At 43.8% G+C, this 16,098-nt stretch carries 11 protein-coding genes; 4 read left to right on the forward strand and 7 right to left on the reverse strand.

What is annotated here, in order from left to right; translation table 11 throughout:
* The first annotated feature begins 14 nt into the window (after positions 1-14).
* Together ACE38W_RS04270 and ACE38W_RS04275 are read left to right on the forward strand one after the other, a co-directional pair.
* The gene (locus ACE38W_RS04270; protein ID WP_375829002.1) at positions 15-1,148 is read left to right on the forward strand and encodes an efflux RND transporter periplasmic adaptor subunit; all 1,134 of its coding nucleotides are present in this window, start codon (positions 15-17) and stop codon (positions 1,146-1,148) included.
* Positions 1,149-1,172: 24 nt separating this feature from the next.
* Complete coding sequence (locus ACE38W_RS04275) at positions 1,173-4,355, forward strand: efflux RND transporter permease subunit (RefSeq protein ID WP_375829003.1); 3,183 nt, start codon at positions 1,173-1,175, stop codon at positions 4,353-4,355.
* A gap of 75 nt (positions 4,356-4,430) precedes the next feature.
* On the opposite strand, the gene ACE38W_RS04280 is transcribed toward ACE38W_RS04275, so the two are convergent.
* Entirely contained in the window at positions 4,431-5,174 is a 744-nt protein-coding gene (locus ACE38W_RS04280) for a hypothetical protein (protein WP_375829004.1), read from the reverse strand.
* A gap of 418 nt (positions 5,175-5,592) precedes the next feature.
* Here ACE38W_RS04280 and ACE38W_RS04285 point away from each other — a divergent pair, with 418 nt between their 5' ends.
* Complete coding sequence (locus ACE38W_RS04285) at positions 5,593-6,252, forward strand: NYN domain-containing protein (RefSeq protein ID WP_375829005.1); 660 nt, start codon at positions 5,593-5,595, stop codon at positions 6,250-6,252.
* Positions 6,253-6,277: 25 nt separating this feature from the next.
* On the opposite strand, the gene ACE38W_RS04290 is transcribed toward ACE38W_RS04285, so the two are convergent.
* The 3 genes from ACE38W_RS04290 to ACE38W_RS04300 form a co-directional block, all read right to left on the reverse strand.
* The gene (locus ACE38W_RS04290; RefSeq protein ID WP_375829006.1) at positions 6,278-7,498 is read right to left on the reverse strand and encodes an MFS transporter; all 1,221 of its coding nucleotides are present in this window, start codon (positions 7,496-7,498) and stop codon (positions 6,278-6,280) included.
* Positions 7,499-7,565: 67 nt separating this feature from the next.
* Positions 7,566-7,955 carry an SdpI family protein gene (locus ACE38W_RS04295; RefSeq protein ID WP_375829007.1) on the reverse strand — a complete coding sequence of 130 codons (390 nt, stop codon included), beginning with the start codon at positions 7,953-7,955 and terminating at the stop codon, positions 7,566-7,568.
* Between the two features lie 142 nt (positions 7,956-8,097).
* The gene (locus ACE38W_RS04300; RefSeq protein ID WP_375829009.1) at positions 8,098-10,809 is read right to left on the reverse strand and encodes an AsmA-like C-terminal region-containing protein; all 2,712 of its coding nucleotides are present in this window, start codon (positions 10,807-10,809) and stop codon (positions 8,098-8,100) included.
* 81 nt (positions 10,810-10,890) lie between these two features.
* On the opposite strand from ACE38W_RS04300, the gene ACE38W_RS04305 reads away from it, so the two are divergent.
* Complete coding sequence (locus ACE38W_RS04305) at positions 10,891-11,478, forward strand: TrmH family RNA methyltransferase (protein ID WP_375829010.1); 588 nt, start codon at positions 10,891-10,893, stop codon at positions 11,476-11,478.
* 81 nt (positions 11,479-11,559) lie between these two features.
* On the opposite strand, the gene ACE38W_RS04310 is transcribed toward ACE38W_RS04305, so the two are convergent.
* The 3 genes from ACE38W_RS04310 to ACE38W_RS04320 all read right to left on the reverse strand — a co-directional run bounded on the left by ACE38W_RS04310 (position 11,560) and on the right by ACE38W_RS04320 (position 15,714).
* On the reverse strand, positions 11,560-12,189 hold the full coding sequence (locus ACE38W_RS04310; protein ID WP_375829011.1) for a hypothetical protein: 630 nt from the start codon (positions 12,187-12,189) through the stop codon (positions 11,560-11,562).
* Between the two features lie 138 nt (positions 12,190-12,327).
* The gene (locus tag ACE38W_RS04315) at positions 12,328-14,703 is read right to left on the reverse strand and encodes a ribonucleoside-diphosphate reductase subunit alpha (protein ID WP_375829012.1); all 2,376 of its coding nucleotides are present in this window, start codon (positions 14,701-14,703) and stop codon (positions 12,328-12,330) included.
* 36 nt (positions 14,704-14,739) lie between these two features.
* Positions 14,740-15,714 (reverse strand): ribonucleoside-diphosphate reductase small subunit, encoded by a 975-nt coding sequence (locus ACE38W_RS04320; RefSeq protein WP_375829013.1) that lies wholly within the window; start codon positions 15,712-15,714, stop codon positions 14,740-14,742.
* Positions 15,715-16,098 lie beyond the last annotated feature (384 nt).

The raw sequence follows: 16,098 nt of genomic DNA on the forward strand, positions 1-16,098 counted from the left end.
TAACCGGAACGGATATGAAAAAAATGAATCACCTTGTCTTTTTAAGCGCTGCCGGCGTTTTAGCCTTTACTGCCTGCAAAGGCCCTGGACAAAAAGGCGCTCCAGTAATGCCCCCAACCGCGGTGAATATTACGGAGGCAACCGTGGCACCGGCCGTTTATTATGATAAGTACCCAGCTACCGTTGTAGCTCTGAACCAGGTAGAACTTCGTTCTCAGGTTGCCGGCTTTATCACCGGTATCTTCTTCCAGGAAGGAGAAGTAGTTCAGAAAGGTAAAGCCCTCTATGAAATAGATCGCCGTAAGTATGAAGCTGCCTACAGACAAGCGGAAGCAAGTGTTTCCAGCGCCCAGGCAAATTATAACAAAGCTAAAAAAGATGACGACCGTTACAAACGCCTCGCTGAACAAGATGCGGTAGCACGTCAGATCCTTGATAACGCTGAAGCGGCATTAGAAACTTCCCGCAGTGCCCTCGCATCTGCACAAGCCAGTCTGCTCGCCGCACGCACTGATCTCGATTATTCTCTGATCAAAGCTCCTTTCACCGGCCGTATCGGTATCTCACAGGTGAAGCTCGGCGCCCAGATCAGCCCGGGTTCTACACTGCTCAATACCATCTCCAGTGAAAATCCTATCGCAGTAGATTTCGTTATTCCTGAAGGTGAAATCGGCCGCTATGCCGAATTACAAGGCAAATCAAAAGCCGGCGACACCACTTTCACACTCGCATTCTCCGACGGTACCGCTTACAATCAAACAGGTCATCTCCTCGCGATCGACCGTGGTGTGGATAACCAAACCGCTACCATTAAAGTACGTATCCAGTTTAATAACCCGGATACCAGACTGAAAGACGGTATGAGCTGCGTATTGAATGTACTCAACCAGGCTTCCGGCGATAGACTCATCATTCCTTATAAAGCGATTACTGAACAGATGGGCGAATACTTCGTGTTCGTTGCTAAAGACAGTATCGCAGAACAACATAAAGTGCATCTGGGGCCTAAAATGCGCGACCAGATTGTAATCATGGATGGTATCCAGCAAGGCGACAAGGTTATTACAGAAGGCTTCCAGCGCTTACGCGATGGCGGCAAGATCCAGATAGGTATCCCTGCTCCACAGGAAGCAGCAGCGAAGAAATAAGTTCACGAGACTCAACTTTAGAACATGATTGCAAATACTTTTATTAAAAGACCGGTAACAGCGATAGTAATCTCTATCGTGCTCGTACTGGTGGGATTATTGGCGATGATGAACCTGCCGATCGGGCAGTACCCTGAAATCTCGCCTCCCACTGTACAGGTAACCGGTACTTATACCGGCGCCGACGCACAAACAGTTGAACAAACAGTAGCCACTCCCGTGGAAGTGCAGGTAAACGGTACACCAGGAATGACCTACATCTCTACCAACAACACCAGTAGCGGCCAAATGAGTATGACCGTTAACTTTGAAGTAGGTACAGATATCAATATCGCAGCGCTGGACGTGCAAAACCGTGTAGGTATCGCACAACCAACATTGCCACAGGAAGTACAACGTTTAGGCCTTACCGTTAGAAAGCGTAATCCTAGCATCCTCATGCTGGTTGCGCTCTACTCACCTAAAGGTACACACGATATTACCTTCCTCGACAACTACACCAACGTATATGTAAAAGATGCGTTGCTTCGTGCAAAAGGTGTGGGTGATATCTTCACCCGTGCAGATGATTTCTCCATGCGTATCTGGCTGAAGCCTGATAAGCTGGCACAGATGGGCGTTACAGCTGATGATATCAAAGCGGCCTTACAGGAACAGAACGCGCAGATCACCGCAGGCTCCGTAGGTGCGCCTCCTCAGCCAACCGGACAAACATTCGAATACAACATCTTCACACAAGGACGTCTGCAAACACCGGAAGAATTCGGAAACATAGTAGTGAAAACCCGCCCTGGCGATGGGTCGATCGTATACCTGAAAGATGTAGCACGTATACAGCTGGGTAAATTCAACTACTCCGGTAATAACTTCGTAGATGGTAAACGCGCAGCTTACCTGCTCGTATACCAGGCGCCTGGTAGTAATGCGATCGAAACAGCTGCTAACGTAACCGCCGCCATGGAAGAACTGAAGAAGTCTTTCCCAAGCGATGTGGAATACGTAGTTCCTTTCGAATCCGTTTCTGTGGTGAAAGTATCCATCGAAGAGGTATTGCATACCCTCGTGGAAGCCTTGATACTCGTGGTGTTGGTAGTATTCCTCTTCCTGCAGAGCTGGAGAGCGACTATCATCCCAATCCTGGCGATCCCGGTATCTATTATCGCTACATTTATTTTCTTTATACCACTCGGTTTTACCATCAACACCCTGACCCTCTTCGGTTTCGTACTGGCGATTGGTATAGTGGTGGATGATGCGATTGTGGTGGTGGAAGCGGTACAACATAATATGGACCATGAGAAGATGTCGCCGAAAGATGCTACCATCCAGGCGATGAAAGAGATCTCTGGTCCGGTAATTGCGATCGCGCTCATCCTGGCGGCAGTATTCGTACCAGTAGGCTTTATTCCTGGTATCGTAGGTCGTCTGTATCAGCAGTTCGCGATCACTATCGCTATCTCCGTACTGATCTCTGCATTTGTAGCGTTGTCACTGACACCAGCATTATGTATGCTGATCCTGCGTCCAATGCACCTCAGCAAAGATTCTAAAGGTCTGAATAAGTTCTTCTTTAAATTTAACCGCTGGTTTGGTCATACCACCAGCAGGTATTCTATAGGTGTGAAGAAGAGTATCAGGTGGGCCCGTTATGTGATGGTGATACTGGTATGTCTTTTCGTAGGTACAGTGATGTTGTTCAAGTCTAAACCTTCTGGATTTATTCCTACTGAGGATGATGGACGTGTAATCATCACTTTCGATTTGCCAGAATCTTCCTCTACAGAACGTACTGTTGCTACGATGCAGAAGATGATGAAAGACATCCAGGAAACGCCTGGTATTGCGCATTTCGCAGCACTGGGAGGATTGAATGCGGTGAGCTTTGCTACCAAATCAAACAGTGGTACTATCTTCTGTCAGCTGAAACCATGGGATGAGCGTAAGCCTGATTCCCTGCATGTATTTAGCCTGGTAGCAACGCTGCAGAAAAAACTAAGCAAATATAAAGAGGCCACCGTGGTTGTAATTCCACCGCCAGCAATCCCTGGTTTGGGTCAGACGGCTGGTTTCTCCTTTATATTGCAACAACGAGGCGCCGGTGATATCAAAGCATTTGAAGGCATTTTACAGAAGTTCCTGGCTGCGGTGAACCAACGTCCTGAAATTGCAAAGGCCTTCTCCTTCTTTACCGCGCGTACACCAGGTTATCAACTGAATATAGACCGTGAAAAAGCGAAGAAGATGGGCGTGAAGATTTCTGATATCGCTTCTGCTTTGCAAACATATATGGGTTCTGCTTATGTAAATGATTTCACTATCTATGGCCGTAACTTCCGTGTGGTAACGCAGGCAGATTCTTCTTATCGTGGGGATATTAAAAACCTGAGTCAGTTGTTTGTGCGCAACTCCGCTGGTACGATGGTGCCACTGAGCGCACTCACTTCTTACAAGGTGATTGAAAACGCGCCGGTGATTTCTCACTATAACCTGTTCCGTTCTGCGGAAATCAACGGTAACCCTGCACCTGGCTATAGTTCTGGTGATGCGATCAATGCATTGAAAGAGGTAGCAGCACAGGAATTACCTGCGGGTTATGGATATGAGTTTTCTGGTTTGAGTAGGGAGGAGCTGTTATCTGGTAGTAAAACAGTATACATCTTCGTATTATCTATTGTCTTTGTATTCTTATTCCTGGCGGCCCTTTACGAGAGTTGGTCTGTACCATTCTCTGTACTGCTGGCAGTACCTATCGGTGCATTCGGTGCAATCACCGTGTTAACCTTCCTGCCTAAGCTAAGCAACAACGTATATGCGCAAATCGGTTTGATTACGCTAATTGGTTTGTCTGCGAAGAATGCGATCCTGATCGTAGAGTTTGCGAAGGAGCGTGTAGATAGAGGCATGGATGTGGTAACAGCTGCGGTAGAAGCGGCGAAGCTGCGTCTTCGTCCGATTGTGATGACCTCTATGGCCTTCCTGTTAGGTATTCTGCCACTAGTCGCCGCTTCCGGTGCTGGTGCTGAAGCCCGTAAAACAATGGGTTGGACTGTATTGGGAGGGATGTTTACTGCTACCTTCCTGGCGATCTTTATTGTACCGGTGCTTTTCGTGGTCATCACGAAACTAACCTATGGTAAAGCAAAACTGGCGAAGATGAAAGAAAGTTATCAGGCCATTCCTGATCATGATGTGCAAGGCCATCCTTGATAATAATAATTGTAAATAGAAAACGGCCGTCTCTGCATTGTAGAGGCGGCCGTTTTGTTATTAAATAGCTTAGGTTTATTTGAGTGTTGCCAGCTCTTTTCTGGAGAGCCATACCCATTTGCGAATGGTACGCCGGATATATCTTGGATGGAGGCTGATTTCAGCTTTGGTTCTTTCAAATTGTATTTTGGCTTCAGGATTACGGTTTTGCTTGCGAAGCAGCAGCCCATAATAGTACATGGCTTCCAGAGAATGGTGCACCTGGATGATTCTCTGGTAGGCCTGTTCCGCTTTGTCTGCCTGAGAAGTAGCTTCTAACGCCTGCGCATATATTAATTCGTCTGCCACATTGCTCATTCGCACGCCGGGCATCTTATTCAGTTTGTCGAAGTTGGCAAGGCTCTCCGCATATTGTTGGTTCATAAACTGAAACCTGGAGAGCTGTAATAGAATGCCTTGATCGGAAGCATAGGAGTTAGCGCAGGATAGTGCCAGCTCCACTGCTTTGCTGTATTGCTTTTGCTCAGCATAAGCCTCGGCAAGCAGCATTCTGTTGGTAACGGTATCGGTGATCTGAACACGTTTTTCACATTCTCTGATCCGCCCATTGGGAGAGATAAAGCGAACCAGCTGTTGCCCGAAAGTACCATTGGTAATATCCGGCAATATCTCCATCACAAAATAAACAGCAGCACCTAATCCCGGCAGAAAGATCAGTAAATAGATGGCGTCGCGATTGCCACTTTTTAGCGCATGCACGATACATGCGATGTTCAGCAGAATAACAAGATAATAATAATCACTCCAAAAAGGAAACATAGGTTTATAGATAATCAGGGGTCTGTGGCTGATCGGCATAAAAATAAGAAAAAATGAAAATATTTTAAATGAAGTTCTGCTTTGAATGGGAGTGGGGAGAGATGTGACGCTTTTTAAAAAAAATAACTTCGGTTAGATGAAAATGAAAAAAAACGTTTTAGTTAGGTGTCTTGATTAATTCTAATTTTAATAAAAATTTTTTCTGGATAAAAATGGCGAAAAAATTTGTTGAGAGAATAAAATAGATTTAGTTTAGCAATATAATTATTCACTATGGTCTCAGTACTATAGGCTGGCTCCTACTGGGAGCATTTAACTCGACCCCTGTATTCCCCGTACTATAGGGTCTGCTCCTACTGGGAGCTTTTTTATTAAAATGGTTTGTTAACTTAATTCCATTCTTTGAATTTCACGAAATATGAAGAAGGTTATCTTTTATGTGGATGGATATAATTTTTATCATGGCCACAAATCACATACAAAAGCCAATCCAGATTGGAAAAATTATTATTGGATTGATTTTGTAAAACTATTTTCCCAGTTTGTTTTTTCGCATGATGGACAGGAATTGCATAAGGTTAAATATTTCACAGCGGTACCTTTTGATGATTCAAAAAGAGGTAAACAAAATGCCTTATTGGGGGCTAATAAAATTTTGCATGGTAAAAAGTTTAAAGTTATCAATGGACATTATTCTGAAAAACTAGTTGAATGTAAAGCCTTATGCAGAGAGGATTTTAAGGTGCTGGAAGAGAAGTGTAGTGACATAAACCTGGCTTTAAATATAATGCAGGATTGTATAGATAAATCAGTGGATATTGTTGTGATTATTACTGCTGACAGTGATCACCTTTCAACAATTAAATTGTTGAAGGAAAAGTTTCCAAATGTAAAAGTGAGGTTGTATTTCCCGCCAAATAGAACATCAAGGAAGCTACAATCTATGATTAACTCAGTGGTTCACCTGGAGAATCATGAAGATAAATTCAAGAACGCCATAATGCCAGCCGAAGTAAGCAAAGAGAAAAAGAAGTACATAAAACCATCGGATTGGAAAAAATCATCTATAACCAGGTGACTTCTTTTTCTCTCTGTTAAATCAGTTATAAAGCTAATTGCTTTCTATTCAAAACATTTACCCGAAGCATTACTACAATAGAAAATACAATTAGTATCAAATAGCTGTAAGATAGATTGACACCATCTTTTGCGGGTAAGGCGTATGTCAGTACATAGCTTAATACGGATACAATCACATAGCATAACCCACCTGTTAATCCACCTGCTATCCCTGCATTTTTAGGAAATTTGGAAAGACAATAAGTGAAATAATTATTGTAGGTAAAACCTGCGCCCACATGTATCAGGAATGCAAAAATGAGAATCAGTACGAGTGGGCTCCAGAAATGCAGCAGCGTTAATAACGCGATGCCATATACGAATTGAAACGCCACATTGATATTCATCTTCCTGGCGAAAGGCTTGTTGATAGTGCCTTTGCCAATAAAGCCACCCACCATCCAGGCAAAACCCAGGAGCAGGCTGCAATAACCAGTTACCACAGGAGAAAGACTATAATGATGCTCAATGATAAAAGGCCCTGACATATTATACGTCATGACCATGCTGTAACCCAGTCCCAGCATAATAATGCCCAGTACGAAGCTCCCTGTTTTGAGCATATCTGAATAGATCTTTACTATTTTGCCTAAATGAAAAGGTGTGGCATGCAGTAGCGTTTCTCCACTGAAAATGATCTCCAATACAAATAATACGGCGGCTATACCTCCGAGGAAATAAAAATTGGATTCCCAACCGAAATTCACTTCCAGATATCCTCCAATAAAAGGCGCCACTATAGGGCCTGTAGACCAGATAATAGTAAAGAGGCTGAGGTAATGTTTGAGCTTTTCTCCGCTGAACAGGTCTACGAAGAAGGCGCGCTTAGCCACTACCATGGAGGCGATGGTAATACCATGAATAACGCGCATGGCATAAATTACATAAATATTGTGGGTACTGCCAATGATAATACAGGAGCAGCAGAATATCAGCATGGAGATCAGCGATATCTTATAACGACCATAACTGTCTAGCAGACCGCCAACAAATAATTGTGAAATACCATAGCTGATAAGGAAAAGGCTGAGTGTAAGCTGTGCCTGGCTGCTGCTGATGCCAAGGGCAGCCGTCATGCCTGGCAGGGAAGGAATGTATATGTCGGTAGCAAATCCCGACATCGGGATCATAGCAAAAGCCAGTAGGGTGGCTATTCCTATGTTTTTTTCTTTAATTGATCTCAATTGTGTTGTGCTGTCTGTCATAAAATCCATTTAGCGGTTCTTCGACAGCAAAATTGAGTCAATAAAAAATAAGAAATGTCATAATATCCTATAATTTTGGTGGAATACGCCTTTGGCCCTCCTCATCGAATTCGTTACTTAGCATCCATTCAGTGTAACCAGTGATGTATAAGACGCCTATAACCACAGCTCCCACAGTGATATACATGAACCAATCCGTCTGAGAAGGAAAGATGAGCGCGCAGCAAATTCCTATTAGCAAGATTATAAAACCGACCCGCCTGGAAACCATCGCGGCGTCTTTATTGGCGGCTTCCCACATTTCCTGGTTTCGCGTAGACAGGAACGTGCGGTAACCATACCAGGTTTTAACGCTTTTAGGTGGAAAATGCAGGATAAGATATCCCATGATGAGGAATAACAAACCTCCGAATAATGCAGCATTGCAATAAGTACTGTGAAGAAATCTTACTATCATCGCTGTCGGGTTTTGGGTTAATATAAGTTACGAAGAAATTATGGAATAACAATCGCAAAATGCAACCATCTCGCATTCCTTAAAAGGAGAAGGGCTGCCATTGGCAACCCTTCCCCTTTTAAAACTATATAATTAGATGTTATTAATTTTTCGTGCTATCAGCAGCAGCTTGCTTCTTCTTGCCAAACAACCCATTGAGCACATTCTTAGCAGATTCACCCGCCTGTTTGCCCAGGTTCTGCACACCGTTGTTAGGAGTGCTGCCGGTGGAATCTTTATGACCCAATAGTTGATTTTTTAATTCGTTTTTGGCAGCAGCTACGGCCTGATTTTTCAGTTGGTTCACGGTATCGCGAACTGTATTTTTGATGGTGTCCACTTTGTTCTTCACCAGCTCAGAAGCCTGTGCTTTCAGGCTGTTAGCGCTTTCGCGCAGGTCTGTTTTGAGAGATGGCTTCATGATGTTGCCACCCATCGCAATAGAAAGATGAACGCTGTCGCCCAGGTTTACTGGAATACCTTTGTTCTGCGCCTGTGCTGCGAGGTTGTTTACCAGCTGATTACCTGCGTTGCCCATCAGGCTGCGAGGTAAGGCCAATTGTAGGTTATAATCCAGCGATTGATCGAAACCATGACTACCGGCAATGTCCATACGAACGCCGTTTACAGTCACTTTGAAAGGATTGATTTTTACGCGGCCGTTTTCAAAAGCAAAATAGTTTTTAATATCACGCAGGGAGATATCTTTCAGCTGCGAGATATTCAGGTTGCTAGCCAGCTGGTCAACAGGTGCGAACTGTTTCAGTACACCTTCGATCAGCAGCAGGTTACCATCGCCGGTGAGGGTATTGAGTTCAGGCATCATGTCTTTTCCGAGCTTACCGTGCATTGTCAACTGGGAAGTGATTTTACCACTCAGGAATTTACCAATAGGCATCAGACTTCTAACGGTATTGAAAGCGTTGAACGTCTGTTGAATATCTACGCGTTCTACATCATAAGAGAGGTTGATGTCTGGATTTGTTTTGCTCACTTTGGTGCTGTAGCTACCGTTGATGGCCATGGTTCCTTGCAATGCTTCTGCTTTAAGCTGTTGCATGGTAACAGTTTCATCTTTCACAAGCAAGGCGCCGGAGAGATTGTTCATATCGATTTTATCGTAATGAACTTTATCAACATTGGCATGCAGCGCGATGTTCAGGTTAGCAGGAACCGGGAACGGTGCCGCACCGGCAGCAGCAGAATCTTTCTTTGCTTCAGCAGCAGGAGCTGCGGTGGTGCTGCTGGTAGCCATCCATTTGTCCAGGTTGATCTGGTCGGCTTTTAGGTTGAAGCTACCATCCAGGGCTTCATTTTTCAGCGTATAGGCGAGCAGGTTATTTACCTCACCATTTGCCTGGAAATGAGAACCAAGGTATTCAGCATTCAAATCTTTTACAGTAACATTTTTAGGATTGAACTGTAATGCCAGGTTATTCACCTTCACGCCATCAGGATAGTCTTTGCTTTTGTACAGGAGGTTGCTGAGTTGCAGGCTGCCGGCAGCATAGAACTTATCATATTGTTGTTTTTCGATGGCGCTCATATTTCCTTTAGCGCTGATATCCGCATCCAGGAGGCCTTGCAGTGCTGTACCGGATTCCAGCTTCACATATTGAGGCACTTGTGCCAGATCGAGTCTTCCTTTAGCGGCAGCATCAACATACATGTCAGATATTGGTGTTTTCACCAAAACGCGCAGGTCTAAAGGTGTGTTGTCCATCTCCAGGTGCCCCTTAGACATATCTACCACTGTATGATCCGGAACCCCGTCAGGATTGGTGATCTTCACGGCCAGCTGAATATTTTTCACCGGTTTAGGAAGGTCAGGATATTGGAAGAAGCCATCCGTTACACCTAGATTAAGACCAAATGCAGGCATCTGTACAGGAGAGTAATTACCTTTTACAAAACCATCAAAGGCAGCTTTACCGCTGGTTTTGATCTTATTGAAGTCGGTAGCGTATATGGCAGGTACCAGCGACAGCAGATCTTTAAACTCGGTGGATGGGCTCTTGAAGGTAAAGTCCATACCGTAAGTGCTGTCATTCACCAGTTTAAACAATCCGGCAAAATCGATTCCCAGGTTGTTTAGACTTGCTTTGGCATTTTTCAGCGTATAGGTATTGGTGTTATTATCGATCTGGATGTCAGCATCCAGTTTGGTGATTACATGGCTCAAATAAGGGATAAGACCATATTTGAAGGTAACACCTTCCGCATCAGTATGGGTGCTGAGGGTAAACTGATCTTGTGTGAAATCACCGGTACCATTGTGGTTCAGGCCATCCACTTCCATGTACATGCCGCCCTGGCGGTCGTCGTAGCTAACAAAAGCATTTTCGATGCTGTATTTCTTGAGACTCAGCGCAAACTTGCTTTTAGAAGTATCTGCGGGTTTGGCCGCAGCGGTGTCAGGTTTGGTGATGTCCCAGTTAGCATGTCCATCTTTATCAACAATGGCGTGTATGCGTGGCTGTGAGAGGGCAATGTTATAGATATCCATCTTATCGCCTTTGATAACGCTCATCAGGTTTAGCGCCACATCAATTTTGTTGACAGCGAGGAGGGTATCCTGTTCGAACTGACCTTTACCAATAACCTGGAGGTCTTCCAGGGCCACAGCCAGGCGAGGGAAATGGCGGATAAGACTGATATCAACATCTTTGAAGTCGACACGGGCGTTCAATTGTTTATTCAGCTCGGTTTTCACCGTAGCCATAATTTTGTCCTTAAAAAAATAAGGAATAGCAATAGCAGCCAGTATTAAGACAATGAATGTGATGCCCACAATTTTCAATATCTTCTTGAGCATAGGTTTAAGTATTTTAAGATTGTGCCGTGAAATTACCTTATTTAGTAATTTTACACCCTCTAGGATAAATATTTTTTTGATATGACACCAGAAAGAAGGGAAAGAATACTGTCGGTTTTAAATAAACGGCAGGCGAATCTGACAGTGGTATTGGAAAATGTGGAGGACCCGCATAATATTTCTGCTGTAATGCGTACATGCGATGCCGTTGGGATCCAGGAAATCTATGTGTTGAATAATAAGGCGCCACGTCATAAGAAATGGGGGCATAGAAGCAGCAGCAGTGCTGATAAATGGGTGACTGCGTATCAGTTTGATGATTTAGAGGCCTGCGTTACCGCCTTACGTAGCAAATACGACAAGATCATGGCTACTCATCTGGCTCATGATGCGGTAAGCTTGTATGATATCGATTTTAAGGGTTCTGTGGCGTTGGTATTTGGAAATGAGCATTTTGGAGTGAGTGAGGAGATGCTCGCCAAAGTAGATGGTAATTTTCTCATTCCACAGATGGGTATTATTAAGTCGCTGAATATCTCAGTGGCTTGTGCGGTGAGTATTTATGAGGCTATGCGTCAGAAAATGCTGGCAGGGCATTATGATAAGAGAGGCCTGCCGGAAGCACGGTATAATGAGCTACTGGAGCAGTGGGGGTATGAGGAAGAATAGATAGACAGATTTTCTTAAATACACAAAAGCCATCGTACGGACGTTACCGTTAGATGGCTTTTTTAATATTGTTAAAGTAGACTACTCGTTGGTTTCGGTTGTTGTAGGTGCTGTAATAGGCGGCGGTAGGGCACCCTCGGTTTTCTTTGCTTTTGCAAGAGAGGCGTATCCTTCTTTATCTTTCAACACCAGGAATCTCCAGATATTGGTTTGAGGGTTGAATATGCTGGTAGACATGACATCTACATACGTATATTCGGTGGAATTGAAAAATACTAAAAACTGCCAGGGAGTGGGTTCCGCGTAGAAAAGTTTGTGTCCACCTCCTCTTCCGAATGGGCGTATCGTATATCTGTCATAGGTATAATCCTCATCACGAATAAAATTAAAAGGCCCGACTCCGTTGCCATCAAAGGACTCAATTTTTACAGTCATGGTAGATGGATTATGAATAGCTCTTACAGTATACAGTGGTACAGTAAGATTTTGATTATAGTACAGCTGGTACGTGGTGACATATTCGTCGTCAATTTTCGCATATTTGGTCGTAAACCAGCAACGCCTATTGGATTCGTCATTGAGTGTTATGACTTTTCCAGGATGAGCGGTAACCACCTTGGCTTTGCTGGCGGATGGTTTGCCTGCACTTGTTTTTTGGGCAAACGATGGTAGGGATGTTGCTATAGCCAGTACCGTTAGTAAGTATTTCATAGGGATTAAGTTAGGACTACAAAAATATGTATTAATAATAATCTATATATAAAATATAAATAGCTAGAAAAGAAAATGGCGTCTCTACCTTCGTAGAGACGCCATTTTGGTACTTACTTTTATTTAACCCTCTTGTAATTAAGCGGAGCAGGTAACACAACCTTCTTCCATGGTACAAACAGCACCTACAGGGATGTCGTCGATGGAGATATCTGCGCCTTTGGCAACAACAGGCTGTACTTGTTGGCCACCTTGTTTTTCAACGGTGAACTGTACGGCTTGCGCGGCAGCTTGGGTACGCAGGTAGTACATACCGGTTTTGAGACCTTTTTTCCATGCGTGGAAGTGCATGGAGGTGAGTTTACCGGTAGTAGGAGTGTCTACGAACAGGTTCAGCGATTGTGACTGACAGATGAACGCGCCGCGGTCTGCTGCCATATCGATGATATTACGTTGTTTGATTTCCCAAACGGTTTTGTAGAGTTCTTTGATATTCGCAGGGATTTCGTTGATATGCTGGATAGAACCATTGGATGCAATGATTTTATTCTTCATATCATTATCCCAGAGACCCAGTTCTACGAGATCTTTCAGCAGGTGTTTGTTTACCACTACAAACTCACCACTCAATACACGACGGGTGTAGATGTTGGAAGTATATGGTTCAAAACACTCGTTATTGCCGAGGATCTGAGAAGTAGATGCTGTAGGCATTGGCGCCAGCAGCAGGGAGTTGCGGATACCATGTTCTTTAACGGAGGTTCTCAGTGCTTCCCAGTTCCAGCGTGCAGAAGGAGTTACATTCCACATATCAAACTGGAAGATACCCTTACTTGCAGGTGAGCCTTCGAAAGTGCTGTAAGCGCCTTCTTTTTTAGCCAGATCGTTAGAAGCGGTCATGGCAGCGAAGTAGATGGTTTCAAATATTTCGCTGTTCAGTTTTTTAGCCTCGTCGCTTTCGAAAGGATAACGCATGAGGATAAACGCATCAGCCAGGCCTTGCACGCCTAATCCGATAGGGCGGTGGCGGGTGTTGCTGTTGCGGGCTTCTTCTACTGGGTAGTAGTTTTCGTCGATGATTCTGTTCAGGTTAAGAGTAGCCTGATAGGTAACATCGAATAAACGCTGATGATCAAAAGCGCCTTCATTTACGAAGCGTGGCAGTGCCAGAGAAGCCAGGTTACAAACCGCTACTTCATTTGCATCTGTATACTCGATGATTTCTGTACACAGGTTGGAGCTTTTGATAGTACCCAGGTTTTGCTGGTTGGATTTGCGGTTAGCAGCATCTTTGTACAGGATGTAAGGGTTACCGGTTTCGATTTGTGCATCGAGGATGGCAAACCACAGATCTTGTGCTTTGATGGTTTTACGTGCGCGACCTTCTTTCTCATATTTTTCATAGAGTGCCTCAAATTCTTCACCCCAGCATTCGTGCATGCCTGGTGCTTCATGTGGGCAGAATAATGACCATTCGCCATTTTGTTCTACGCGTTTCATGAACAGGTCTGGTACCCAGAGGGCATAGAACAGGTCACGGGCGCGGAGTTCCTCTTTACCGTGGTTTTTACGCAGGTCGAGGAATTCGAATACATCTGCATGCCATGGTTCCAGGTAGATAGCGAAAGCGCCTTTACGTTTACCACCGCCTTGGTCTACATAACGTGCAGTATCATTGAATACGCGCAGCATTGGAATGATACCATTGCTGGTACCGTTGGTGCCGCTGATATAAGAACCCGTAGCGCGGATATTGTGGATGCTTAATCCGATACCACCGGCGCTCTGGGAGATTTTTGCTGTTTGTTTCAGTGTATCATAGATACCTTCGATGCTATCGTCTTGCATGGCAAGCAAGAAGCAGGAAGACATCTGTGCTTTAGGTGTACCTGAGTTGAACAGGGTTGGAGTAGCATGTGTAAACCAACGTTCGCTCATCAGGTTATAAGTTTTGATCGCAGATTCGATATCTTCTTTGTGAATACCTACAGACACGCGCATGAACATATGTTGTGGGCGTTCCTGGATGCGACCATCTGTTTTCAGCAGGTAGGAGCGTTCCAGTGTTTTGAAACCGAAGTAATCGAATGCGAAATCGCGATCATAGATGATAGTAGAATCCAGGAGCTCTGCATTTTTCTCAATGATTTCATATACCTCATCAGACAGCAATGGCGCTGGTTTTCCAATTTTAGGATCCACATAGTTATAGAGGATCTTCATCGTTTTGGAGAACGATTTCTCTGTATTTTTATGGAGGTTACTAACTGCGATGCGTGAAGCCAGCAGTGCGTAGTCCGGGTGCTTTGTTGTCAGTGAAGCTGCTGTTTCGGCAGCGAGGTTATCCAGTTCGGTTGTTGTTACGCCATCATATAATCCCTGAATCACTTTTTTTGCTACATCTATCGCGTCAACATATTCCGTATTGAAGCCGTAGCAAAGCTTTTCAATACGTGCAGTGATTTTATCAAATTTCACTGCTTCTTTTCTGCCATCTCTTTTAATTACGAACATGGGTAAATGAATTTAAGAGGTTAGGAAAACAAAAAATTAGAAATCTTCTTCCAGGCTGAATGTCTGTGATTCTTTGGTACCACCGAGTACGCCCGCTTTCTGATAATCGCCTACACGTTTTTCAAAGAAATTGGTTTTTCCCTGGAGAGAAATCATTTCCATGAAATCAAATGGATTGCTGGCGTTGAATATTTTGCTATATCCCAGTTCAGAGAGCCATCTGTCGGCCACGAATTCTATATATTGTTGCATCAGGCGGGAGTTCATACCGATCAGATCTACTGGTAAAGCGTCTGTGATGAATTCCTTTTCGATTTCTACTGCGTTGCTGATGATTGCGTGTACCTGTTCCTCGCTTAATTTATTTTCCAGCATAGAGTACAACAGGCAGGCAAATTCACAGTGCAGGCCTTCGTCACGACTGATCAGTTCGTTAGAAAAAGTCAGTCCTGGCATGAGGCCACGTTTTTTCAGCCAGAAGATAGAGCAGAAGCTACCAGAGAAGAAGATACCTTCTACAGCGGCGAATGCTACCAGTCTTTCAGCAAATGAACCGTTTTCGATCCAGCGTAATGCCCAATCTGCTTTTTTTCTAACAGCAGGAACAGTATCGATGGCATGGAATAAACGATCTTTTTCTACAGGATCTTTAACATAAGTATCGATCAGCAGGGCGTATGTTTCGGAGTGAATGTTTTCCATCATGATCTGGAAACCATAGAAGCAGCGGGCTTCCGGGATCTGAACTTCACTCATGAAGTTTACAGCGAGGTTTTCGTTTACGATACCATCGCTGGCAGCAAAAAATGCAAGTACATGTGAAATAAAATGACGCTCGCCATCATTTAAGTTCGCCCAGTCTTTCAAATCGCTACCCAGATCAATCTCTTCGGCTGTCCAGAAACTCGCTTCATGTTTTTTGTACTGTTCCCATATTTTAGGATAGTTGATTGGTAATAACACAAAACGGTCCTTGTTCTCTTTTAAAAGAATTTCATTCTCGTTGTTCATAAATAAAAAATATTTTATGGGTACTGTCGAAGGTTTCTGATTTTCCTTTTGGGGTTCGCATCCGCAAAAAAACTCCTAAATCAATCCGCTACATTTTCTAATGCTCAGGTGTTGAAATCCATACGCTCAGGATTACAAATGTAAGAGCTGTTAGTTAGCATGGAAGTAATAGTTTTCAACAGGTGTGGAAAAAGAGTGTGGGTATTGTTAAACAATAGAATAGTAAAGGGTTTTAGACGATTTACGTTTCGCACATTTATTTGTTTTTGATGTGTGCAAAACAATCTCGTAATATGGCTCTTTTTTCTACTAACTTAGAAGAATTGACTTTTTATTTATCCAAGTGACTGAACATCAATAGGAAAATTGATTCATAAATTTTAT

Source organism: Chitinophaga sp. Hz27 (assembly GCF_042263525.1).
Classification (GTDB): domain Bacteria; phylum Bacteroidota; class Bacteroidia; order Chitinophagales; family Chitinophagaceae; genus Chitinophaga.